This window comes from Pseudonocardia yunnanensis (assembly GCF_039534065.1).
Lineage (GTDB): Bacteria > Actinomycetota > Actinomycetes > Mycobacteriales > Pseudonocardiaceae > Pseudonocardia > Pseudonocardia yunnanensis.
The window spans coordinates 23,150-44,297 of record NZ_BAAAUS010000052.1 but is presented as its reverse complement, the minus strand read 5'-3'; the positions used below and the strand labels follow the sequence as shown (position 1 = coordinate 44,297).

Annotated in this window: 25 protein-coding genes, 1 pseudogene and 1 riboswitch; of the genes and pseudogenes, 13 read left to right on the top strand and 13 right to left on the bottom strand. The window is 71.0% G+C overall.

Annotated features, from left to right (window positions below):
• Window positions 1-2: 2 nt before the first annotated feature.
• A complete protein-coding gene (locus tag ABD743_RS38150) occupies window positions 3-788 on the bottom strand; it encodes an SDR family NAD(P)-dependent oxidoreductase (RefSeq protein WP_344728524.1) in 786 nt (261 codons plus the stop codon).
• A 340-nt stretch (window positions 789-1,128) separates the two neighbouring features.
• Here ABD743_RS38150 and ectA point away from each other — a divergent pair, with 340 nt between their 5' ends.
• Genes ectA through thpD form a run of 4 tightly spaced genes read left to right on the top strand, consistent with a single transcriptional unit; the run spans window position 1,129 to window position 4,170 of the window.
• Entirely contained in the window at window positions 1,129-1,593 is a 465-nt protein-coding gene (gene ectA / locus ABD743_RS38145; RefSeq protein WP_344728522.1) for a diaminobutyrate acetyltransferase, read from the top strand.
• A gap of 2 nt (window positions 1,594-1,595) precedes the next feature.
• The gene (gene ectB, locus ABD743_RS38140; RefSeq protein ID WP_344728520.1) at window positions 1,596-2,858 is read left to right on the top strand and encodes a diaminobutyrate--2-oxoglutarate transaminase; all 1,263 of its coding nucleotides are present in this window, start codon (window positions 1,596-1,598) and stop codon (window positions 2,856-2,858) included.
• Window positions 2,855-3,265, top strand: a complete 411-nt coding sequence (locus ABD743_RS38135) for an ectoine synthase (protein ID WP_344728518.1) — start codon at window positions 2,855-2,857, stop codon at window positions 3,263-3,265. Before ectB ends, ABD743_RS38135 begins: the two co-directional genes overlap by 4 nt.
• Complete coding sequence (gene thpD / locus ABD743_RS38130) at window positions 3,265-4,170, top strand: ectoine hydroxylase (protein WP_344728516.1); 906 nt, start codon at window positions 3,265-3,267, stop codon at window positions 4,168-4,170. The genes ABD743_RS38135 and thpD overlap by 1 nt, the downstream gene beginning before the upstream one ends.
• Here thpD and ABD743_RS38125 read toward each other — a convergent pair.
• On the bottom strand, window positions 4,167-4,952 hold the full coding sequence (locus tag ABD743_RS38125; protein WP_344728514.1) for an SGNH/GDSL hydrolase family protein: 786 nt from the start codon (window positions 4,950-4,952) through the stop codon (window positions 4,167-4,169). The two genes, thpD and ABD743_RS38125, sit on opposite strands and share 4 nt — an antisense overlap.
• 161 nt (window positions 4,953-5,113) lie before the next feature.
• Here ABD743_RS38125 and ABD743_RS38120 point away from each other — a divergent pair, with 161 nt between their 5' ends.
• Both ABD743_RS38120 and ABD743_RS38115 read left to right on the top strand, forming a co-directional pair.
• Window positions 5,114-5,797: a DUF3159 domain-containing protein gene (locus tag ABD743_RS38120; protein WP_344728512.1), complete on the top strand. Its 684-nt coding sequence runs from the start codon at window positions 5,114-5,116 to the stop codon at window positions 5,795-5,797.
• Between the two features lie 299 nt (window positions 5,798-6,096).
• Window positions 6,097-7,053 (top strand): hypothetical protein, encoded by a 957-nt coding sequence (locus tag ABD743_RS38115; RefSeq protein WP_344728510.1) that lies wholly within the window; start codon window positions 6,097-6,099, stop codon window positions 7,051-7,053.
• Between the two features lie 25 nt (window positions 7,054-7,078).
• On the opposite strand, the gene thiE is transcribed toward ABD743_RS38115, so the two are convergent.
• Entirely contained in the window at window positions 7,079-7,747 is a 669-nt protein-coding gene (gene thiE / locus ABD743_RS38110) for a thiamine phosphate synthase (protein WP_344728508.1), read from the bottom strand.
• Between the two features lie 47 nt (window positions 7,748-7,794).
• A riboswitch (TPP riboswitch) is annotated at window positions 7,795-7,902 on the top strand.
• Between thiE and thiO the strand changes: the two genes are divergently transcribed.
• The 3 genes from thiO to thiG all read left to right on the top strand — a co-directional run bounded on the left by thiO (window position 7,894) and on the right by thiG (window position 10,062).
• Window positions 7,894-9,084 (top strand): glycine oxidase ThiO, encoded by a 1,191-nt coding sequence (gene thiO / locus ABD743_RS38105; RefSeq protein ID WP_344728506.1) that lies wholly within the window; start codon window positions 7,894-7,896, stop codon window positions 9,082-9,084. It overlaps the preceding riboswitch by 9 nt.
• Window positions 9,062-9,262, top strand: a complete 201-nt coding sequence (gene thiS / locus ABD743_RS38100; RefSeq protein WP_344728504.1) for a sulfur carrier protein ThiS — start codon at window positions 9,062-9,064, stop codon at window positions 9,260-9,262. The genes thiO and thiS overlap by 23 nt, the downstream gene beginning before the upstream one ends.
• 2 nt (window positions 9,263-9,264) lie before the next feature.
• Complete coding sequence (gene thiG / locus ABD743_RS38095; RefSeq protein WP_344728502.1) at window positions 9,265-10,062, top strand: thiazole synthase; 798 nt, start codon at window positions 9,265-9,267, stop codon at window positions 10,060-10,062.
• A gap of 9 nt (window positions 10,063-10,071) precedes the next feature.
• Here thiG and ABD743_RS38090 read toward each other — a convergent pair whose 3' ends face one another.
• Both ABD743_RS38090 and ABD743_RS38085 read right to left on the bottom strand, forming a co-directional pair.
• Window positions 10,072-10,413: a VOC family protein gene (locus tag ABD743_RS38090; protein ID WP_344728500.1), complete on the bottom strand. Its 342-nt coding sequence runs from the start codon at window positions 10,411-10,413 to the stop codon at window positions 10,072-10,074.
• A 7-nt stretch (window positions 10,414-10,420) separates the two neighbouring features.
• Complete coding sequence (locus tag ABD743_RS38085; RefSeq protein WP_344728498.1) at window positions 10,421-10,960, bottom strand: gamma carbonic anhydrase family protein; 540 nt, start codon at window positions 10,958-10,960, stop codon at window positions 10,421-10,423.
• A 96-nt stretch (window positions 10,961-11,056) separates the two neighbouring features.
• Between ABD743_RS38085 and ABD743_RS38080 the strand changes: the two genes are divergently transcribed.
• Window positions 11,057-11,911, top strand: a complete 855-nt coding sequence (locus ABD743_RS38080; protein WP_344728496.1) for a GerMN domain-containing protein — start codon at window positions 11,057-11,059, stop codon at window positions 11,909-11,911.
• Window positions 11,912-11,924: 13 nt separating this feature from the next.
• Here the strand turns inward: ABD743_RS38080 and ABD743_RS38075 are convergent, their stop codons facing one another.
• Window positions 11,925-12,536, bottom strand: a complete 612-nt coding sequence (locus ABD743_RS38075) for a hypothetical protein (protein WP_344728494.1) — start codon at window positions 12,534-12,536, stop codon at window positions 11,925-11,927.
• 95 nt (window positions 12,537-12,631) lie between these two features.
• Here ABD743_RS38075 and ABD743_RS38070 point away from each other — a divergent pair, with 95 nt between their 5' ends.
• Window positions 12,632-13,426, top strand: coding sequence for a DUF559 domain-containing protein (locus tag ABD743_RS38070; protein WP_344728492.1), 795 nt, complete (start codon window positions 12,632-12,634; stop codon window positions 13,424-13,426).
• Window positions 13,427-13,460: 34 nt separating this feature from the next.
• Here the strand turns inward: ABD743_RS38070 and ABD743_RS38065 are convergent, their stop codons facing one another.
• From ABD743_RS38065 to ABD743_RS38055, 3 genes are read right to left on the bottom strand one after another with little or no spacing between them, the layout of a single operon-like run.
• The gene (locus ABD743_RS38065; protein ID WP_344728490.1) at window positions 13,461-14,576 is read right to left on the bottom strand and encodes an XdhC family protein; all 1,116 of its coding nucleotides are present in this window, start codon (window positions 14,574-14,576) and stop codon (window positions 13,461-13,463) included.
• On the bottom strand, window positions 14,569-15,702 hold the full coding sequence (locus tag ABD743_RS38060) for a vWA domain-containing protein (RefSeq protein WP_344728487.1): 1,134 nt from the start codon (window positions 15,700-15,702) through the stop codon (window positions 14,569-14,571). The genes ABD743_RS38065 and ABD743_RS38060 overlap by 8 nt, the downstream gene beginning before the upstream one ends.
• A gap of 18 nt (window positions 15,703-15,720) precedes the next feature.
• Window positions 15,721-16,620, bottom strand: coding sequence for an AAA family ATPase (locus tag ABD743_RS38055; protein WP_344728485.1), 900 nt, complete (start codon window positions 16,618-16,620; stop codon window positions 15,721-15,723).
• A gap of 503 nt (window positions 16,621-17,123) precedes the next feature.
• On the opposite strand from ABD743_RS38055, the gene ABD743_RS38050 reads away from it, so the two are divergent.
• The gene (locus ABD743_RS38050; RefSeq protein WP_344728483.1) at window positions 17,124-17,789 is read left to right on the top strand and encodes a transglycosylase family protein; all 666 of its coding nucleotides are present in this window, start codon (window positions 17,124-17,126) and stop codon (window positions 17,787-17,789) included.
• A gap of 76 nt (window positions 17,790-17,865) precedes the next feature.
• Here the strand turns inward: ABD743_RS38050 and ABD743_RS38045 are convergent.
• Window positions 17,866-18,764, bottom strand: a pseudogene (locus tag ABD743_RS38045) (molybdenum cofactor biosynthesis protein MoaE).
• A gap of 23 nt (window positions 18,765-18,787) precedes the next feature.
• A complete protein-coding gene (moaC, locus tag ABD743_RS38040) occupies window positions 18,788-19,267 on the bottom strand; it encodes a cyclic pyranopterin monophosphate synthase MoaC (protein WP_344728481.1) in 480 nt (159 codons plus the stop codon).
• A 406-nt stretch (window positions 19,268-19,673) separates the two neighbouring features.
• On the opposite strand from moaC, the gene ABD743_RS38035 reads away from it, so the two are divergent.
• Window positions 19,674-20,261 (top strand): LysM peptidoglycan-binding domain-containing protein, encoded by a 588-nt coding sequence (locus ABD743_RS38035; protein ID WP_344728479.1) that lies wholly within the window; start codon window positions 19,674-19,676, stop codon window positions 20,259-20,261.
• A 108-nt stretch (window positions 20,262-20,369) separates the two neighbouring features.
• Here the strand turns inward: ABD743_RS38035 and ABD743_RS38030 are convergent, their stop codons facing one another.
• Together ABD743_RS38030 and ABD743_RS38025 are read right to left on the bottom strand one after the other, a co-directional pair.
• Complete coding sequence (locus tag ABD743_RS38030) at window positions 20,370-20,957, bottom strand: nucleotidyltransferase family protein (protein WP_344728669.1); 588 nt, start codon at window positions 20,955-20,957, stop codon at window positions 20,370-20,372.
• Window positions 20,954-21,136 carry a hypothetical protein gene (locus ABD743_RS38025; RefSeq protein WP_241037072.1) on the bottom strand — a complete coding sequence of 61 codons (183 nt, stop codon included), beginning with the start codon at window positions 21,134-21,136 and terminating at the stop codon, window positions 20,954-20,956. Before ABD743_RS38025 ends, ABD743_RS38030 begins: the two co-directional genes overlap by 4 nt.
• Between the last annotated feature and the right edge of the window lie 12 nt (window positions 21,137-21,148).

Sequence of the window (21,148 nt, the reverse complement as noted above, 5' to 3'; positions counted from 1 at the left end):
GCTCAGATCTCGTGTTCCTCCGGGTCGCGCGCGAGCGCGGAGCGGCCCCCGTCAACGGGAACAGTGGCGCCCGTGATGAAGCTCGCCTCGTCGGACAGTAGGTGGGCGATCGTTGCCGCGACCTCGTCGGGCCTACCGACCCGGCCGACCGGATGCAGGAGGCGCATCTCCTCCTCCACCCGCGCCGCAGCGGCCGGCCCGAGCTCATCCAGCAGCGCCGTGTACCGCTCGGTGGCGATCGAGCCGAGCGCCACGGCGTTCACCCGGATCCCGTGGCCCCCGTACTCGACGGCTACGGCCCTGGTCAGCCCCTCGATCGCGGCCTTGGCCGTGACGTAAGGGGTGCAGCCGGGTACCGCACGCCCCGCTTGGTGGGACGACACGTTGACGATCGCCCCACCCGTGCCCGCGGCGAGGAAGCGGCGTACCGCCACCGTGCAGCCGACGACCGCAGGGGCGAGGTTCGCGGTCACGAGATCGATCACCTCACGCGCAGGCGCCGTATGCAGTGAGGCGTCGCGGAACAGCGCAGCGTTGTTCACCCATCCGCCAAGCGGCGCAAGCTCCTCGGCGCGATCGGCCGCTTGAGCTGCGACCTTCTCGTCAGAAGCATCGCCGACGACAGCCACGGCTGTAGGGTGTTCGACGAGCCAGCCCAGGGACGCGGGGTCGAGTTCGACGGCGACGACGATGCCGCCGTCACGGATGAGCCGCTCGACCACGGCGCGTCCCACGCCACGGCCGCCGCCCGTGACGACGTAGGAGCCGGAGATACCGCTCGTCGTCATCGCGCCTTTCACACGGCGCAGCCAACCAGGCCACGTGGATCACTGTGACCAACGTTGCACATACGTGATCCGCGGATCGATTCGGCGGTGGCGACGGGCCGGGCGACGCACCGCCGAGACCGGCGGTGAGCAGGCAGCTTCCTGGGGTACCCGCCCACGCCTGCGCTAGACCTGGAGGTGACAGGGAACGTGATGCACCGTGAGGTGACGAGAGCGAGAGACGCGCGAACCCGGCGGACCGGTTTCTTTACTGTTACTTTCCCCTGACATGGCCGCCTCTGCCACGGACTCCGCTGCAGCTGTCCGAACCATCGGAAGAGCACGGCTCTGCCGTCCAGATGTGGATGACGGAGTTGCGTGTTGGCGACTTGCCGTAGCTACCCAAGTACTCGACGTCAACTCGCGTTATGCGTACCTGCTGTGGTTCCGAGATTTCGCGGCGACCTCGATCGTCGCGAAGATGAATGGCAAGATCGTCGGCTTCGTATCGGGGTACCGGCGTCCTGACGAACGGCGCACCCTCGTCGTCTGGCAGGTCGCGGTGGCCGAGCGGGCTCGCGGCCAAGGGCTGGCTGCTGCGATGATCGACTCTCTTTTCGATGGCGTGCCCGACACCGATCACCTCGAAACCACGATCACGCCCGACAACGCGGGATCGATCGCCCTCTTCCGGGCTTTCGCCAAGCGGAACGACGCAAAGGTGCGGCGCACCGAGCTGTTCGGGCCGGACCTCCTCGGTGCAGGTCATGAGCCCGAAATCCTCTTCAGAATCGGTCCGATCGAGCGACCCGAGACTCAAGGATGATGATGACCGTTTTCGAAGATCTGGAATCTGAGGTACGAAGTTACTGCCGGAGCTGGCCCGTGGTGTTCGACACCGCGCAGGGTGCGCGTCTGAACGACGTCGACGGCCGCTCCTACCTCGATTTCTTCGCGGGCGCAGGCGCCCTCAACTATGGACACAACCCCCCGAAGCTGAAGGGGCCGATGCTCGAGTACCTGGCCAAGGACGGCATCACGCACGGCCTCGACATGTACACAGTGGCCAAAGGTGAGTTCCTGCACACCTTCGAGGAGCTCGTGCTCAGGCCGCGCGACCTCGAGTACAAGGTGCAGTTCCCCGGACCCACCGGCGCCAACTCGGTCGAATCAGCACTGAAACTGGCTCGGAAGATCACCGGCCGAGAGTCGATCATCAACTTCACGCACGCCTTCCACGGGATGACGCTCGGCGCGCTGTCGGTCACCGGCAACTCGATGAAGCGGGGCGGCGCCGGGATTCCGCTCGTGCATGCCACACCGATGCCGTTCGACAACTATTTCGACGGCACGGTGCCCGACTTCCTCTGGCTGGACCGCCTGTTGGGCGACGCCGGCAGTGGCCTCAACTACCCGGCGGCCGTCATCGTGGAGACGGTGCAGGGAGAGGGTGGAATCAACCCTGCCAGAGTCGAATGGTTGCAGGGCCTCGCCGATCTCTGTCACCGGCACGACATCCTGCTCATCGTCGACGACGTGCAGATGGGCGTCGGCCGGACGGGACCGTTCTTCTCCTTCGAGATCGCCGGCATCCGTCCGGACATCGTCTGCCTGTCCAAATCGATCAGCGGATACGGGCTGCCGATGGCGCTCACCTTGATCAAACCCGAATACGACCAGTGGGGTCCCGGCGAGCACAACGGGACATTCCGGGGCAACAACCTCGCATTCGTGACTGCCACTGCGGCGCTGCGCGAGTTCTGGTCGGATGACGTCATGCAGCGATCAACAATCGCCAAGGGCGAGCGCACTGAAGCAGCTCTGACGGAGCTCGCAGCAGAGTCGAGCGTGGTCGAGTTGACGCCGAAGGGTCGCGGGCTGGCGCGTGGGCTGGCCTTTTCGCAGCCCGAACTGGCCGCCAAGTCGTGTGCTGCGGCATTCGGCCGAGGGCTGCTGATGGAAACGTCAGGCCCGTCCGACGAGGTCATGAAGATCATGCCGCCGCTGACGATCACCGACGCCGAGCTGGAGGAGGGTCTCGCGATCGTGCGTGATTCGGTACTGGCGACTTTGGAAGGGGTTTCGGCGTGATCGTGCGCACCCTCGAGGAGATCACCGACACGGAACGCGACGTCAAGACCGAGCACTGGCGCAGCAAGCGGATCGTCCTGGCGGGCGACGGGGTCGGGTTCTCACTGCACGAGACCGTGCTGGAGGCCGGCTCGATCAACGACTTCTGGTACGCCCACCACATCGAGGCCGTCTGGGTCATCGAGGGCGAGGGCGAGCTGTACGACAAGGACAACGACGTGACCTACCAGCTCCGGCCGGGCTCGGTCTACGTCCTGAGCGGCAACGAGCACCACCAGTTGCGTCCGCGTACGGAGATGCGGACCGTCTGTGTGTTCAACCCGCCGGTGACAGGAGGCGAGGTCCACGACGAGAACGGCGTCTACCCCTTGATCGTCCTGCCGACTCCGGAGGAGGAGGCTTCCTGATGACCCTGGTCGACACCGCTACTGCCGACCGCTACCCCACCCGCGTCGCCGATCGGCCGGCGCTGCTCGACCGTGTCGAGCCCACTGTCTGGGCCGGCACGGATGTGCCCGGTCATCTGTCACCCGACGAGCTCGCGGCGCACGAGCGCGACGGCTTCGTCACGGTGCCGGAGCTGCTGACGCCTGCCGAGGTGGCCACGTACAGCGCGGAGCTCGACCGGCTGGCCTCGGACCCCGCGATCCGTGAGGACGAGCGGACGGTCGTCGAGAAGACGTCGCAGCAGGTGCGCTCCATCTTCGAGGTGCACCGGATCAGCGACGCCGTCGCCGCGCTCGTCGCCGACGAGCGGGTGGCGGGGCGGGCCCGCCAGATCCTCGGCTCCGACGTCTACGTCCACCAGAGCCGCATCAACTACAAGCCGGGCTTCGGTGGCGGCGGCTTCTACTGGCACTCGGACTTCGAGACCTGGCACGCCGAGGACGGGATGCCCACGCCGCGGGCGGTGAGCATCTCGATCGCGCTCACCGAGAACTACCCGCACAACGGCTGTCTCATGATCATGCCCGGATCGCACCGCACCTTCGTGGCGTGCGTGGGTGAGACGCCGGCCGACCACTACAAGGAGTCCCTGCGCGAGCAGGAGATCGGCACGCCCGACCCGGAGAGCCTCACGACCCTCGCCGACCGGCACGGGATCGCGATGCTGACCGGTGCGGCCGGTTCGGCCACGCTGTTCGACTCCAACTGCATGCACGGCTCGGCCAGCAACATCACGCCGTACTCGCGGTCGAACATCTTCGTGGTGTTCAACAGCGTGGACAACGGCCTGACCGAGCCGTTCTCGGCGCCGTCACCACGGCCGTCCTACATCGCCGCGCGGGAGATCACGCCCATCCCGAGCTAGACGGCGGGCTGCCTGCCGTCGAGGTCGAGGGGGAGCAGGTCCGGGCGCTTGGGTGCGAACCCGTCGCCCGTCCTGCGCCCCCTCAGCCGTCCGCGGACGTAGGGCATCACGAAGTTGCGCATCCAGACGAGGTCCTCGACCTGGCGGTGGCGCCACGGCGCAGGGTCCGCCGCCGGCAGCGGGACGCGCCAGTCCTCGGCGACGGGCTCGCCGAGCGTCTCCAGCACCCGCAGCGCGACGCGGCGGTGCCCCTCGGCGGTGAGGTGCAGGCGGTCCTTGCCCCAGGTGCGGGGATCTGCCAGCGGGGCCATACCCCAGAGGTCGACGACCGTGCTGCCGTGGCGCTCGGCGCTGGCGCGCATCAACTCGTTGTAGCAGGCCACCCGGCCCCGCAGGCGGCGGATGAGCGGATGCATCCGGCCCAGGTCGAAGCCGGTGAAGACGAACACCTGCGCGCCGGTGGCGGTGACCCGTTCCAGCGCGGCGTCGAACCGGCGCGCGAGGTCGTCGGTGTCGCAGGTGAAGCGGATGATGTCGTTGCCGCCTGCACAGAACGCGATCAGGTCCGGCTGCAGCCGCTCGGCCACAGGGAGCTGGTCGTCGACGATCTGGTCGAGCAACTTGCCGCGTACGGCGAGGTTGGCGTAGCGAAATCCCGGCCTGTTGGCGCCCAGCCGCTCCGCCACCCGGTCGGCCCAGCCGCGCGGCGTACCGTCCGGCCGCCAGTCGTCCAGACCTTCCGTGAAGCTGTCACCGAGCGCCACGAAACTGTTCCCGGCCACTTCACGTCCTTCCGTTCATGTTCGCTTCACCCGTGTGTTGGGTGCAGATCGCTCCAATATCACCCAGGAGTAGCGGCGCGCGCCAGTGTCGGCCGGGTGATGTGCGGGCTCCGAAGGAACGTGAAGCGCGCATCCGGGGCGAGATAAGGCACGCTTGCCTGGTGGCTCGTCGCAATCCCAAGCCCGACGCGTCGCTGGCGCACATCCTCGGTGGTCACGGCGGTGCGATCGACGCGACGGTGCCGGTTGTCGGGTTCGTCCTCGTCTTCACTCTTGCCGACGCCGCGGCCTGGACGTCCCCCATCGCGTGGGCGGCGGGTGCGGCGCTGCTCACAGCGGTCGTCATCGCCGTGGTCCGGCTGGCCGGTGGCAAGCAGCCGCGGGCCGTGCTGTTCGGCCTGCTCGGAGTGGCGGTGGCGGCGCTCGTGGCGCTCTACACCGGCCGGGCGATCGACTTCTTCCTCGTCCAGATCGTGTCCAACGCGGCGAGCGCGCTCGCCTGGGCGGTGTCGATCGTGATCAGGTGGCCGCTGCTCGGTGTGGTCGTGGGCACTCTGCTCGGCCAGCGCACCCGCTGGCGGCGTGACCCCGACCTGCTACGGGGCTACCAGCGGGCCAGCTGGCTGTGGGTCGGCCAGTACCTGGTGCGCCTGGCTGTTTTCCTGCCGTTGTACGTGGCCGACGCCGTCGTGCCCCTGGGCATCGCGCGAGCGGTGCTCACCTGGCCGCTCGTGGCGCTGTGCGTGGCGCTGTCCTGGCCGGTGCTCCGTTCGGCCCTGCCGGAGGGCCACCGTGGTCTGCGCCATCCGGCCGAAGGAGATGCCGGCTCCCGCTCGGCAACGTGAACGATCTCACCCGACGTTGATCGTCTGGAGCGATCCGGAACCATCGTGCGTTGAAGATCCGGTACCCCGACCGCCCGAAGACGTGATCGTCCACAGGAGCCATGCAGCAGTTCCCCAGCGCCCCACGTCCTGACCAATCCCGCAACGGCGGGCGCCACAGCCCTGCTCCACGGATACCGGCGCCGCGCGCTCCCGGGAACCAGCCGCCCCAGAACCGGATCCCCTCGCCCCGGTCCCCGCAGCCCGGACCTTCCCGGATCGTCCCGACCACCGCTACGACGGCGGACCAGCAGACGGCGGTGCAGACGCAGCCGAATGCCACCGCCGTCGGGCTGACGATCAACAAGGTGATCGCCGGGGCTGGTGCAGCCGCGACGAGCGCTGTTCTCGGGTCGTTCTTCGGTGCGGAGGGCACGGTGGCAGGCGCCGCGCTGGGGTCGGTCGCCAGCACCGTGGCGACCGCGGTCTACCAGCAGTCGCTCGACCGCACGCGCGATCGGTTGGTGGCGCGGGTCCGGGTGCCCCGGCGGGGTTCCGAGAACGCCCCCGCTGGTGCGGCTGTCCCCGGCCCGGCCCTGGCGGCGGAGCTGGCCGCCGAGGTCACCATGCCGATGCCGCGCATCTCGCCGGAAGGGGCGACCACGAAACTGCGCGTCGAGCCCGCCGTGCCGCCGGCGCGGATCTCACGGCGCCGTTTCGTGCTGTGGTCGGCGGCGACCGTGCTGATCTTCGCGCTGAGCATGCTCGCCGTCACCGGTGTCGAGTGGGCCAAGGGCTCCACCCTCACCTCGGGGGAGTCCGGGACGTCCGTCGGGCGGGTGTTCGAGGGCAGGCACGAGAGCCCGAGCAAGCACGACGAGACGGTCGAGCCGTCCACGAGGTCGGAGCCGTCGAGGTCGTCCGAGCCCACCACCACCGAGCCGAGCACCAGCGACAGCACCAGGTCGACGGGCACCCCGGAGAGTGGCGCAAACCCGTCGACGGCCCAGGACTCCGGCGGAAATCCCACCTCCCGCGCCGATGTTCCGACCCAGGGTTCGGGCGCGACCGGCGGTACCGGGAACGGCGGCTCGAGCAACGACCGGTCGGACAGCAACGGCTCCGGCAGCGACGGTTCCCGGAGTGGCGGCTCCGGAAGCGGCGGTTCCGGCGGGAGTGGTTCCGACAGTGGTGGCGCAGGCAATGCCGCCGGGCGCGCTGTGCCGACGCCGCTCGTCCCGGTGCCGGGGGCTCAGGGGCAGGCTCAGGTGCAGTGAGCCCCGGCCGCCCGACGTGGGACGGTCAGGCGCGGACCCGGGCGGCGAGGGCCGCCGCGGCTGCCCGAGGGTCCTCGGCCTGCGTGATCGCCCGCACCACGACGATCCGGTCGGCGCCGGCGGCCAGCACCTCGTCGAGCCGGTCGTGGTCGATGCCACCGATGGCGAACCACGGCCGCGACGGCGACCGGCCGGCAACGGTGCGCACGAGGTCGAGACCGGGTGCCGGGCGTCCCGGCTTTGTCGGCGTGGGCCAGCAGGGGCCGACGCAGAAGTAGTCCACGCCCGCCTCCTCCGCGGCCGCCGCGGTCTCCTCTGCGCTGTGCGACGAGCGTCCGACGACAACCTCGTCACCCACGATCTTGCGTGCCCACTCGACGGGAAGGTCGTCCTGTCCGAGATGCAGCACGTCGGCGCCGGCGGCGAGCGCCACGTCGGCCCGGTCGTTCACCGCGAGCAGCGCCCCGTGCCGGGCGCACGCCGCGGCGAGCACCTCCAGCGCGGCAAGTTCCTCCCGAGCCTCCAGGGCGCCGTCCGCGCCCTTGTCACGTAGCTGCACGATGTCGACGCCGCCGGCGAGCGCGGCGTCGGCGAACTCCGCGAGGTCGCCGGTGCGCCGCCGCGCGTCGGTGCAGAGGTAGAGGCGGGCGTCGGCCAGTCGCGCGCGCAGCGCGTCTCCGTCGAATCCGGGCATGGGTACCGACCCTACGCGGCTGCGTACCCGGCGCGTACTGTGAAGCGAAGGTGACGCACGGGAGCCCGGTTCACGGGCTGAGAGGGGATCTGGAGATCCCGACCGTCGAACCTGATCCGGGTCATGCCGGCGCAGGGAGCGGGGAGATGACGAACTCACGGTTGGCATTCATCGGTGCAGGTGTGATCGGCCTGTCCTGCGCATGGCGCGCTGCGTCGGCGGGGCTGCGGGTCACCGTGGTCGATCCTGCGCCCGCGTCCGGGGCGTCCTGGGTGGCAGGCGGCATGCTCGCGCCGGTCACCGAGGCCTGGCCCGGCGAAGAGGATCTGCTGGAGCTCGGCGTGGAGTCCGTGCGGCGCTGGCCGGGCTTCGCCGAGGAGCTCGGTGCGGCGGCCGGCCAGTCGGCCGGACTGCGCACCGAGGGCACCGTGGTGGTGGCCACGGGGTCGGGCGACCGCGCCGAGCTGGACACGTTGGCGGGCTACCTCGCCCGGCTCGGCCGCGCGGTCGAGCGCCTGTCCGGCCGGGAGCTGCGCCGCCTGGAGCCCGCGCTGGGGCCTGACGTCCGCGGTGGCCTGTCCGTGCCCGGCGATCTGGCGGTCGACAACCGCATGCTGCTCGCCGCGCTGCGGACGGCCGCCGAGCGGGCCGGGGCGACCTTCGTGGAGAGCACCGCGCGCGCCGTCCTCGACGACGGGACGCGCGTCACCGGCGTGCGGACCGACGCCGGCGACCTGGAATCCGACGTCGTCATCGTCTGCGCGGGCGCCCACTCCGGCGCGTTGCACCCGGTCCTCGACGGCCTGGTGCGCCCGGTCAAGGGCGAGATCCTGCGGCTGGCACACCGCACCGGGGCGTTCCCGCCCCCGAGCCGCACCGTGCGGGCCCTCGTGGACGGACGCCCCGTCTACGCCGTGCCGCGGGACGGGGGCGGTCTCGTCATCGGCGCCACCCAGGCCGAGACCGGCTTCGACACCGAGGTCACGGTCGGCGGCGTCCGTGACCTGCTGCGCGACGCCGAGCGCGTGCTCCCCGGCATCGCCGAGTACGCGCTGGTCGAGAGCGCCGCCGGGCTGCGCCCCGGCAGCCCCGACAACCTGCCGCTGGTTGGCGCGCTCGGCCCGGAGGGACTGCTCGTCGCCACCGGCCACCACCGCAACGGGATGCTGCTTGCACCGGTCACTGCCGATGCCGTGCTGCAGCTGCTGCACGGCCGTCCCGTGCCTGATGCGATGCGCCCCGCCGATCCGGCGCGCGTCAACGGCGCCGCGCCCAGCGCAGGCCGAGGCCATCGGTACCCCGAGGAGGTTGCACGTGCACGTGTGGATCAACGGTGAACAGCGCGAGCTCGGCACGGGCGCGAGCGTGCTCGACGCCCTCGCGTCGCTGGGCGCGCCGAGCACCGGCGTGGCGGTGGCGGTGAACGGCGAGGTCGTCCCGAGGGCCGACTGGGCAGCCACGCCGCTCGCCGAGGGCGCTCGGATCGAGGTGCTGACGGCGGTGCAGGGAGGATGACGATGATCGGAGACTCAGTGACGAGCTCGTCCGTCGAGAACGAGGTCCTGGTGATCGGCGGGCGGAAGATCTCCTCCCGGCTGATCATGGGCACCGGTGGCGCCTCGAACCTGGAGATCCTGGAGCGGGCGCTCATCGCGTCCGGCACCGCGTTGACCACCGTGGCGATGCGGCGGATCGACGCGGCCACCGGCACGGGGGTGCTCGACCTGCTGCGCCGCCTCGACATCGAGGTGCTGCCCAACACCGCGGGGTGCCGCACCGCCGCGGAGGCCGTGCTGACCGCCCGGCTGGCGCGCGAGGCGCTCGAGACCGACCTCGTGAAGCTCGAGGTCGTGGCCGACGAGCGCACCCTGCTGCCCGACCCGATCGAGCTGCTGGACGCCGCCGAGCAGCTCGTCGACGACGGGTTCACGGTGCTGCCCTACACCAACGACGACCCCGTGCTGGCCCGCAAGCTGGAACAGGCGGGCTGCGCCGCGGTGATGCCGCTGGGCTCGCCGATCGGCACCGGGCTGGGCATCCGCAACCCCCACAACATCGAGATGATCGTGGCCGCGGCTTCGGTCCCGGTGGTGCTCGACGCCGGGATCGGCACCGCGTCGGAGGCCGCGGAGGCGATGGAGCTGGGCTGCGACGCCGTGCTGCTCGCCACCGCGGTGACGCGGGCGGGCAACCCGGAGCGGATGGCGCACGCGATGCGGTTGGCTGTGGAGGCGGGCCGGGCCGCGCGGGAGGCAGGACGCATCCCGCGCCGCTACTGGGCGCAGGCCTCCTCGCCTGACCTCGATCCCAGCTGACGACGGCCCTCAGTCCACGAAGCAGAACTCGTTGCCTTCCGGGTCGTGCATCACCTGGAAGGAGCCCTGGGCATCGGTGACGACGTCACCGCTGCGCGTGGCCCCGAGCGCCACGGCCTCGTCCGCGGCCGGTCCGATGGCCGACACGGCGAGGTCGAGGTGCAGCCGGTTCTTGGTGGCCTTGTGCTCGGGCACCGCCTGGAATGCGAGCCGCGGCGTGCCCGGCGGATCGACGTAGGACCACGACGCTGCACGGTCCACCGGCTCCCCGCCCAGCAGGGCCGCCCAGAACCGGACGAGCCTGGCCGGGTCGTGGCAGTCGATCACGATCTCGTCGAGTCGGGCGCGCACGTGCGGCTCAACCCTCGTGCACTGGGACGACCGGTGTGACGCTCGCGCGGTGGCGCCGGGCCAGCTCCTGGTAGATCCCCGGGTTGCCCTCCACCCACCAGCGGGCGGACTGCGTCAGGGGCCCCTTCGTCCTGGCCACCGTGTCCAGCACGAGCTGCTCGTCGGGCACCACGGTGTTGGGCGCGACGGTGGCACCCGCGCCGATCAGGCAGCGCGCTCCGATACGGGCGCCGTCCTGGATCGTCGAGCCGTTGCCGATCAACGCCTCGCGGCCGATCACGGCGCCGTGTACCACGCAGAGGTGGCCGATCGTCGCGCCCGGACCGACCTCGGTGACGGGATCCGTTCCGCCGTGCAGCACACAGCTGTCCTGCACGTTCGCGCCTTCGCGGACGATGATCGGACCGAAGTCGGCACGGAGCACCGCGTTGTACCAGATGGACGCGTGGGCCTCGACGTGCACGTCGCCGACGAGCGTGGCGGTGGGAGCGATGAAGGCGTCGGGATGCACGGTCGGGGACTTACCCTCGAACGAGAACAACGGCATGGGCCGCAGGGTGCCACCCGGGCGCGTCCGGCGCGTCGTGCGGGCAGCCGGGCGGCATCCGGCACGGTGGAACCGAACCCTGCGGAGGTGCTCGGGATGCTCGTGCGACGTGGAACTCCACTTGCTCTCGCTGTCCTCGCGGTGCTCCTCGGCGGATGCAGCGGCGCGCCCCCGCCGTCGGGAGACGCGTCGGGGCCCGCCAGGACCGCCGAGTCGGGCCCACCCTCGAGCCCGGGGTCCGAACCGGCCGCGCTGCCCGTCTACTACCTGGCAGCGACCCCGGCCGGCATTCGCCTGCAGCGGGAGTTCCACAGCGTCCCGTCCACCGACCCGGCGAGCGACTCCGTGCGGGAGATGCTGGCCGCTCCCACCGGGATCGATCCCGACTACCACTCGCACTGGCCGCCCGGCACTCAGCTGCGCAGCCCGGTGCGCACCGAGAACGGCACGATCGTCATCGACCTCGCTCCCCCGCAGGATGCCCAGGTGGGCGCCGAGTTCGCGCAGCTCTCGGTGCAACAGCTGGTGTTCACCGTGCAGGCCGCGCTGCAGTCGACCGACCCCGTGCGGATCCTGGTGGACGGCGCGCCGGTGGATCAGCTGTGGGGAGTCGCCACAGCCGAGCCGGTGCCGCGCGGCGACGTGTATGCACTCCGCTCCCTCGTGCAGATCGACGCGCCCGCCCACGGTGCCGTGGTCGGGCCCAACGTCGAGGTGATGGGGGAGGCCGCGGTGTTCGAGGCGACCGTCGGATGGCAGGTGCTGCGTGGCGGTGCGGTGTTGAAGTCGGGCTTCACGAGCACGACGGAGGGCCAGCGGTTCGCACCGTTCGCCTTCACGGTGCCTCTCGCGCCGGGGGAGTACGTCATCCGGGTACTGGAGGACGACCCGTCGGACGGCGCGGGACGGCCCGTGCTCACCGACGACAAGGCCGTGACCGTGCAGGGATGAGGGGACCGGGCGCTCAGTCGGGCGGACGCGCCGGGGCACGCAGGCCCAGGCTCCGCAGCTCGAGCGCCGCAAGCCCGTGCACGACGGCCCGGTCGTCGCGCCGCCATGCCGCGGCCGGATCGGGCGACACCTTGCGCAGCCGCCGGACCGGCAGGCGGGTCATGGCACGCAGGGCCAACAGGTCGGAGTCGACCGACCGCACAGCGACGGCCGAGCGCGCCGCCCGGGCGTAGCGGATGCGCAGCGGCAGCCACAGCAGCAGCACCGGTAGCGCCCCCAGCACGATGATCCCGATCTCGGCGCCGAGCGCGACGGCCGCGATCGTCTCCATCTGCTGCCGCCCCGCCGCGGCGAGCGCCTCGCCCGCCCCGGTGCCGGTACCGAGCCCGCGCGCGAGGTCGTCCCCCACGAAGGGCACCTGCTGCGCGGTCCGTGCCGCGTCGTCGAAGGCGCCGCGGATCGTGTCGCCCGCGCCGGCGAGCGCCTGCGAGGGGCCTTGGAGGGCGAGGATGAGCTCGCGCGCGGCACGTCCGACCACGACGCAGAGGACCACCCAGCCGACGGCCAGCGCGTCCGCCAGGAGCTGGAGCATCACCCGCACCGGACGTTCGGCGTAGAACCGCATGGCGGCGCAGCTTACGACCATGAAGCCGCCCGAGCGCGCAGTCCTTCCGGCCCCGAGCTGAACCAGTGCGCGCTCGGGAACCTGAGGAACCGCGTGTGAGCCGGCGGCTCTATCCCGGCATCCACATCGCCGAGGGAGTTGCCCTCGATCTCCAGACCTGGTCCCGCGCGGCCCATGAACTCGTCGCGCCGTGCGGGGTGCTCGCCGGCTACTCGGCCGCGGAGTTGCACGGTGCCTCCTGCGCGCCCGAGGGCGCACCGGCAGAGGTGCTTCTGCTGGACGGATACCGGCGCCGGGCGGGCCCGATGCTCGTCGTGCACCGCGACACCGTGGGTGCACAAGAGATCACCTGCATCGACGGACTGCGGCTCACCACCGCCGAACGCACTGCTGCCGACCTCGCTCGCTGGGCGCCGACCCTTACCGAGGCCGTCGTCGCTGTAGATGCCCTCTGCCATGCGTGCGGGCTCGACCCCGCGGTGATCATTCGAGCCGTCCCGCCCGGGGCACGCGGAGCCGCGCGACTGCCGCGTGTGGTGGCTCTCGCCGATCCTCTCGCGGAGTCGCCGATGGAGTCGCGGATCCGGCTGGCGATCCTCCTCGCCGGCCTTCCTGCTCCGGTGTCACAGCATCCCGTCGAGGTCGCGGGCAGGCGGTTCCTCCTCGACCTCGCCTACCCCGAGGTGCAGCTCGGCATCGAGTACAACGGTGCCGAACACCTGCGGCCGGATCGAGCGTTGCGGGACCTCGAACGGGAGCAGCTCCTCGTCAGAGCAGGCTGGCGCATCCTGCGCTTCCGCGCCGTGACCGCGCTGCATCACCCGCGGACGATCGCCACCCGAGTGCGCGCGGCGCTCTTACATGATCAACGCGCACTGGGTCACGGGTGAACATGAACCAGTGCGCGTTGGATCGTCCGTGCGCTCAGCCGACGTGGATCGGGCCCTCACGCTCCGCCAGGCGCGAGCCGGCGCCGCCCCAGTGCAGGGCGATCATCTCGGCCGCGATCGACACCGCGGTCTCCTCCGGGGTGCGGGCGCCGAGGTCGAGCCCGATGGGCGACGACATGCGCGCGATCTCGTTCTCGGTCACCCCGATCTCGCGCAGGCGCTCCAGCCGGTCCTCGTGCGTGCGCCGCGAGCCCATCGCGCCGATGTACCCGACCTCCGGCAGCCGCAGGGCCACCTCGAGCAGCGGGACGTCGAACTTCGGGTCGTGGGTCAGCACGCACAGTGCGGTGCGGTTGTCGATCCGCCCCGCCTCCGCCTCGGCGGCGAGATAGCGGTGCGGCCACTCGACGACGACCTCGTTGGCCCCCGGGAAGCGGGACGCGGTGGCGAAGACGGGACGCGCATCGCACACGGTGACCCGGAAGCCGAGGAAGGTGCCGATCTTCGCGACGGCGGCGGCGAAGTCGATCGCGCCGAACACGATCATCCGCGGCGGCGGCGCGAACGACTCGACGAACACGTCGAGGCCCTCGCCACGGCGCTGCCCGTCCACCCCGTAGTGGAGCATCGCGTTGCGCCCCACATCGAGCAGGCCGCGGGCGTCGTCCCGGATGGCGTCGTCGAGCCGGTCCGAGCCCGTGCCGCCGTCGGTGTGGTCGGGCCACACGATCAGCCGCTTGCCGAGCCGCTCCGCAGGCCCCGACACCACGGTGGCCACCGCGACCGGCGACTCGTCGCGGATCGCCTCGGCCACCGCGCCGAGCTGGGCATAGGTGTCGGGATCGACCTTCTCCACGAAGATGTCGATGATGCCGCCGCAGGTCAGCCCGACCGCGAACGCGTCGTCGTCGGACACCCCGTAGCGCTGCAGTACCGGCCGGCCCTCGGCCAGGACCTGCTGCCCCAGCTCGTACACCGCGCCCTCGACGCAGCCGCCAGAGACGCTGCCGACGGCCTCACCGCCCGGCCCGACCAGCATCGACGCCCCGGGCTGGCGCGGCGCGGAGCTGTAAGTCCCTACCACTGTCGCAAGCGCAGCGGTCTCGCCCTTCTGCCACCAGCCGTCCAGCTGGCCCACCACGTCACGCATGCCGTACCACCTCGAGCAGTTGTTCCAGTGTGGCGAGACTGTGCCCTGCCAACAGATCGTCCAAGTACGGAAGGGCTGCGACTATTCCACCTTGCACGGGCGCGTAGCCCTCCTTGCCGGCGTGCGGGTTCACCCACACGAGCCGGTGGGCGAGCCGCCGCAACCTGGCCATCTGCTGGGCCAGCAGGTCGGTCTCGCCGCGTTCCCAGCCGTCGGAGAACACCACGACGACCGCGCGTCTGGCCGCACCCCGCTGGCCCCATCGGTCGACGAAGGCACGTAGCACCTCGCCCAGCCGGGTGCCGCCGGACCAGTCGGGGATCGCCTTGGACGCCGCGGCGAGCGCGCGTTCGGGATCGCGCATCCGCAGCTCGCGGGTGATCCGGGTGAGCCGGGTGCCGAGGGTGAAGGCCTCGACCGCACCCGGCGAGCGGCGCACCACGACGTGGGCGAAACGCAGCAGTGCATCGGCATAGGGCTCCATGGAGCCCGAGACGTCGACGAGCAGCACCACCTTGCGCGGCCTGCGCGAATGGTCGTGGTGGTGCAGCTCACGCAGCTCGCCCTGGTTGTGCAGGATGGCGCGCAGGGTGGCGCGGGCGTCGGTATCACCGTGGCGGGACGGTCGCAGCCGGCGTGAGGAACGCGAGGGCAGCTCCGGTTGCAGCAGCGCGATGAGCCGCCGCAGGTGCTCGCGCTCGGCCGGCGTGAGGTCTCCGAAGTCGCGGTTGCGCAGCACCTCGGTGCCGCTGGCCCGCGCCCGGATCACCGGCTCGGACCGCCCGTCCTCCTCGCTCTCCCCTTCCTCCTGGGCCGGGGTGAGCGCTGCCAGCTTCGGTGGCGGCTGCCGGTGGTCGGTGATCTGGGTGCGGCCGCCCTGCGGCGGGGTGAACCAGTCCTCGAAAGCGCGGTCGTAGCGCGGCAGGTCGTCGGGGTCCGAGCAGAGCGTGAGGCGGCCCGCCCAGTACGTCTGCATCCGGCTCGTGACGTCGAGCGCGTCGAGCGCGGAAAGGAACGCGGCGGTCCGGTCCGTGGTGATCGCCAGCCCGGCGTTGCGGAGCACGACCGTGAACCCCACGAGACCCGGAAGCGGGTCGTCGGTCGGGGCCTGCGTCGAAGTGGTCATGGCGTGGACATAGGGGTCTCAGGAAGCGAGCAGTGTGTCGAGCTGGGCACGGACGCGGTCGGCGTCCTCGCGGTACTTGAGGACAGCGCCGAGTGTGGCGGCGGCGCTGTCGACATCCAGGTGCCGGGCCCCGACGAGCTGCAGCGCGCGGGCCCAGTCGAGCGTCTCCGCGACGCCCGGCGGCTTGAGCAGATCGGCGCGGCGCAGTTGCTGCACCGCACCCGCCACCTGCGCGGCCAGCCGCTCGGGTAGGCCGGGTAGGCGCGAGTGCAGGATCTCGATCTCGCGCTGCAGGTCGGGGTGGTCGAGCCAGATGTAGAGACAGCGGCGCTTGAGCGCGTCGTGAACCTCACGCGTGCGGTTGGACGTGAGTACCACCAGCGGGGGTGTGGTCGCCCTGATCTCGCCGACCTCGGGGATGGTGACGGCGTGCTCGGTGAGCACCTCGAGCAGGAAGGCCTCGAACTCGTCGTCGGCGCGGTCGATCTCGTCGATGAGCAGCACGCTCGGGCTGGACTGCAGGGCGCGCAGGATCGGGCGGGCGAGAAGGAAGCGCCGGTCGTAGAGAGACGCCTCCACGGAGTCGGCGTCGAGCTGCTCACCGGAGGCCCCCGCCGCGGCCTCGAGGGCACGCAGATGCAGAAGCTGGCGGGGGAAGTCCCAGTCGTAGAGCGCCTGGGCCGCATCGATCCCCTCGTGGCACTGCAGCCGGATGAGCTCGGCTCCGAACACCTCCGCGAGGGCATGGGCCAGCGCTGTCTTGCCGGTGCCCGGCTCGCCCTCACAGAAGAGGGGTCGGTTCATCTGCAGGGCGAGGAATGCAGCGGTGGCGACGCCGTCGTCGGCGAGGTAGCCGGTGGAGCGCAGCGCAGCCGCCAGCTCGACGGGCGAACCCGCGGCGTTCGGGCGATCGGTCACGGATCCAGCATGACTGAACGACGCGGCCGCAGCCACTGCGGGTGAGGGCGCGCGAGCCCGTGTGGGGCCGAGAACGAGTCCGGCCCCAAGGCCGTCGTCACTCTCTGTAAGTAGTCGATCTACTGCCGTATCGACAATACTTTCACTTTGATTGTATTTCATCCGCTCGGTTGACGTCGTTATCGAAGCGCAGCCTGACCTGCGGATATCCGGACATTGCCGAGTGGTTACGCGTTCTAAGGTGACCCCGGTCACCCGATCGGGGTTTGACGTTTTCCCGTGGGTGGCTCGTAGCGTCTACGGCCGGTCGTTCCGAGAGGGCCGACCGGAATACATCCGGATCCGCCGCGCCAGGGCCCTGTCCCGCGGTTCCGGTCCGTCGAGAAGGAGACGGGACAGGGCCAAGGAAGTTATTTCGTCAAAGTCGCTCGCAGGCCTTGACGAGATGGCAGGAGTTGTTCGTCAGGGCCCACTCCCGGCCTCTGACGTGCAGGTTCTCCTTGATGGCGTGGTTTGGAGAGCAACAAATGACTTCTCGACCTGATTCTCGCAAGGGCCGAAGTCTGCTGCGTCTGGCAGTTGCCGGTGCAGTTGCCGTTGGTGTCCCGATTGCCGTTGCCGGCACCGCCAACGCGGCCCCTGACAACGTCTGGGACAGAGTCGCCCAGTGTGAGAGCGGCGGTAACTGGAAGATCAACACCGGAAACGGGTTCTCCGGTGGTCTGCAGTTCACCCCGTCCACGTGGCGGGCCTTCGGTGGTACTGGTTCAGCGCACCAGGCCAGCCGTGAGCAGCAGATTGCCGTGGCAGAGCGCGTGCTGGCGGCGCAAGGCTGGAACGCATGGCCGGTGTGCTCGAAGAAGGCAGGCGCGCGGTCATACACGTCCCAGACGCGGGCGGTGCACACCTCGCAGCAGGTCCAGATCAAGCCTGCCCCGGCCGAGGCCAAGGCGCCGGTCAAGAAGGCTGCTCCGGTGGCGGAGCACACGTCGGCCCCCCGGCTGACCAAGAACGGAGCGGACTACACCGTCGTCAAGGGCGACACCCTGTCCGCGATCGCGGCTGATCGTCAGCTCCAGGGTGGCTGGCCCGCCCTGTTCGAGCGCAACAAGGACGTTCTGACCAACCCGAACGTCATTCAGATCGGCCAGCAGCTCGACCTGGCCTGAGGCCATTCGTGCGCGGGTGCGGTCCCACCCCGCCGTCCGTACCCGCGCACGGCCTCGGCGGATGGGCCGCTCGACCTCAGGTCGAGCCGACCCATTCGTCGGTGCCGTCGGTGAAGACCTGGTGCTTCCAGACCGGCAACAGGCGCTTCACCTCCTCGACCAACTCGGCGCACGTCTCGAAGGCCTCGCGCCGGTGGTCCGCCGCGACGGCGCAGGCCAGTGCCACGTCGCCGATCGCGAGCCGCCCGACCCGATGGCTCACCGCGATCGCCCGCACGCCGTGCGCGCGGGCGGCGATCTCCGCCGCCACCTCGGCCACGACCTTCTCCGCGCTCGGATGGGCGCTGTACTCCAGGCCTCGGACGGACCGGCCGCCGTCGTGGTCGCGTACCACGCCGGCGAAGGTCACCACCGCTCCGGCGGCCGCATGATCGACGAGCGCGGCATGTTCCGCTACGTCGAGCGGTGCCTCGCCGACGGCGGCCCGCAGGACTGCGGCTCCGGTTGTCGCTTCCGTCATCGGTGATCGCCTCCTCGAAGCTGGTCCACCGCGTGCTCCAGCACGTCGGCGAGGACCGAAAGACCGTCGCGAACTCCCCCTGTCGATCCGGGCAGGTTCACCACCAGTGTGCGCCCTGCGACGCCGGTGAGTCCGCGGGAGAGCACCGCCGTCGGCACCTTCGGTGCTCCGGCGGCGCGGATCGCGTCGGCCAGGCCGGGCACCTCGTAGTCGAGGACGGCCCGGGTGACCTCGGGGGTCGCGTCGGTGGGTGAGATACCGGTGCCACCCGTCGTGATCACGACGTCGACGCCGTCCGCAACGGCTGCCCGCAGCGCGTCCCCGACCGGTTCACCGTCGGGCACCACGGCCGGGTCGGGGGTCTCGAACCCCCGCTCGCGCAGCCAGTCGACGATGAGCGGCCCCCCGCGGTCGGCGTAGACTCCCGCCGCGGCCCGGTTGGATGCAGTCACCACGCGGGCACGGCGACCGGGTGCGGTCACGAGCGGTCCTCCGGGCGGGTCCACGTGCCAGTCTTGCCGCCCTCCTTGCGCTCCACCTGCACCTTGTCGAGCACGGCGGCGGGGTCGACGGCCTTGACCATGTCGTGCAGGGCGAGCCCGGCCACGGCGACGGCCGTGAGGGCCTCCATCTCGACGCCGGTGCGGTCGGTGGTGCGGACGGTGGCCCGGATCCGTACCTCGGCGCCGTCGGCCTCGAGATCGAGCACGACGCCGCTCAGTGCGATCGGGTGGCAGAGCGGCACGAGGTCGGGCGTGCGCTTGGCGCCCATGATCCCGGCGATCCGGGCGGTGGCCAGCGCGTCACCCTTCGGCAGGCCGTCGCGGCGCAGCAGATCCACGACTTCCGTCGTGGTGCGCAGGACGCCGGTGGCGACCGCGGTGCGCGCGGTGGGTTCCTTACCTGTGACGTCCACCATGCGGGCGGCACCGGCGGTGTCGACGTGCGTCAGCTCCACATCAGAACCTTACGGCGTGGCACTTGCCGGTGCTCACGGAGCGGAGCCGGGCCAGGTTCAGGTGATCTACCTCACGTCGAGGCAACCATCGGTGCTCATAGGCGTTGCTGATACGACTGGCTGATCAGCCAGAACTGCGCCGCATTGCGCCGTTCAGCCTATCGGGGCGGCCCTTTGCCTTCGGCATGCGGTGGGTTTGCTCATGGCCGACCCGCACGTACCGTCCTTCGCGGCCCACCGGAACTCCCCAGGTTCCGGTCGAGCCCCGGAACCGCAGCGCTCCCCTGTCCGGCGGTTCCGGACCCCCGTTGCCTGACGAAGCGTGGGACAGGAAGGACTGTGGCGGCGTCTGCCGCCCCGCCAGCTCCCCGGCGGTTGTCCATGCGCAGCGCACGGAGATGCTCCAATGGCGCGCTACCGCGGTCGTCATCGTGCCCCCACCACCACCGGGCGGACCCTCGCCCGCACCGCCATCGCCGGAGCTGTCGCCGGGGCGCCGCTCGTGATCGCCGTGCCGGCGGCCCACGCGGCCACCGACAGCACCTGGGACCGCGTCGCGCAATGCGAGAGCGGCGGCCGATGGGACATCAACACCGGCAATGGCTTCCAGGGCGGGCTCCAGTTCACCCCGAGTACGTGGAGAGGTTTCGGCGGCGCGGAGTTCGCCCCCGCCGCACACCAGGCCAGCAAGGCCCAGCAGATCACCGTCGCCGAGCGCGTGCTGGCCAAGCAGGGCTGGGGCGCCTGGCCCGTCTGCTCCCGCAAGGCCGGTGCGGTCGGAGAGTCCGCGACGCAACGTAGTGCCCCCGCCCAGCAGGTGCGGCTCAGTGCCCCCGCCACCGGTGGCTCCTACGTGGTGAAGAGCGGGGACACGCTCGCCACGATCGCGAGCCGGCACGGTGTTGCCGGCGGTTGGAAGGGCCTGGTGCAGAAGAACCCCGGCCTGGCTGCCAACCCGAACCGGATCGCCCCCGGTCAGCACATCACCCTCTGAAGCACGCTCGGAAACATCCTCTGAAGCTCCGGAAGGTCACTCACCCTTGAACCCTCCGGCCCAGCCCGCTGACCCGCTGCTGACCCCGCGACCCGGGCGAGGCGCGGGTCAGCGGGACCTGAAACGGGCCAGCTGCTCGGGGGTGTCGACGTCGTCGGGGTCGGCCAGATCGCCACACTCGACGAGGGCCAGGTCCGGATTCCCGGCCAGATAGCCACGGGCGCCGGCGTCACCCACGGCGGCCGCGCGTACGCCCGCCCAGTGCGACCGCCCGATCAGCACCGGATGGGCCGGTCGCCCGTCGTACGCGGCGCGCACCAGTACGTCGGGGTCGGTACGGGCTGCGATCCGTCTCACGGCCTCGGCGGTGACGCCCGGCAGATCGACGAGGTGGACGAGCGCGGCGTCCGGCACCGGGTCGAGCGCCTCCAGCGCCGTGAGCCCGGCACGGAGGGAAGCGCCCATCCCCTCCGCCCAGTCCTCCGCCACGGTGATCCGAACGCCGGTCGGGACGATCTCGGCCACCTTCGCGGCCGATGCGCCGAGCACCACCATGAGTGGCGAGCACCCGCCGTCGGCGAGCACCCGCAGGGCACGCCCCACGAGTGGCTCGCCGTCCAGCTCGACGAGTGCTTTCGGGCCGCCCATCCGACGGCCCGCACCCGCCGCGAGCAGCAGGCCTGCGGGGTGGTCTATCGGTTGATCTCCGTGACGGGGTGCACGTACGGCACCTCATCCAGCGGGAACTCCAGGTCACCGAAGGGCGACAGCGAGCCCTGCCGGGTGCTGGCGAGCTCGCTCACAGGATGTTCGCCGTCGGGCAGCTCGGGCCACGTCGGGTCGATCCGGCCTTCACGGGCTGCCTTGGCCACCATGTCCTCCTCGTG

Bases quoted from the DNA above. Each gene is read 5' to 3' on its own strand.
- thiO (WP_344728506.1), top strand. From the start codon at position 7,894: ATGACGAACTCACGGTTGGCATTCATCGGTGCAGGTGTGATCGGCCTG.
- ABD743_RS38065 (WP_344728490.1), bottom strand. From the start codon at position 14,576: ATGCGTGACGTGGTGGGCCAGCTGGACGGCTGGTGGCAGAAGGGCGAG.
- thiE (WP_344728508.1), bottom strand. From the start codon at position 7,747: ATGCCCGGATTCGACGGAGACGCGCTGCGCGCGCGACTGGCCGACGCC.
- ABD743_RS38150 (WP_344728524.1), bottom strand. From the start codon at position 788: ATGACGACGAGCGGTATCTCCGGCTCCTACGTCGTCACGGGCGGCGGC.
- thpD (WP_344728516.1), top strand. From the start codon at position 3,265: ATGACCCTGGTCGACACCGCTACTGCCGACCGCTACCCCACCCGCGTC.
- ABD743_RS38050 (WP_344728483.1), top strand. From the start codon at position 17,124: ATGGCGTGGTTTGGAGAGCAACAAATGACTTCTCGACCTGATTCTCGC.
- ABD743_RS38035 (WP_344728479.1), top strand. From the start codon at position 19,674: ATGGCGCGCTACCGCGGTCGTCATCGTGCCCCCACCACCACCGGGCGG.
- ABD743_RS38080 (WP_344728496.1), top strand. From the start codon at position 11,057: ATGCTCGTGCGACGTGGAACTCCACTTGCTCTCGCTGTCCTCGCGGTG.
- ABD743_RS38025 (WP_241037072.1), bottom strand. From the start codon at position 21,136: ATGGTGGCCAAGGCAGCCCGTGAAGGCCGGATCGACCCGACGTGGCCC.
- ABD743_RS38060 (WP_344728487.1), bottom strand. From the start codon at position 15,702: ATGACCACTTCGACGCAGGCCCCGACCGACGACCCGCTTCCGGGTCTC.
- thiG (WP_344728502.1), top strand. From the start codon at position 9,265: ATGATCGGAGACTCAGTGACGAGCTCGTCCGTCGAGAACGAGGTCCTG.
- ABD743_RS38085 (WP_344728498.1), bottom strand. From the start codon at position 10,960: ATGCCGTTGTTCTCGTTCGAGGGTAAGTCCCCGACCGTGCATCCCGAC.
- ABD743_RS38075 (WP_344728494.1), bottom strand. From the start codon at position 12,536: ATGCGGTTCTACGCCGAACGTCCGGTGCGGGTGATGCTCCAGCTCCTG.
- ectB (WP_344728520.1), top strand. From the start codon at position 1,596: ATGACCGTTTTCGAAGATCTGGAATCTGAGGTACGAAGTTACTGCCGG.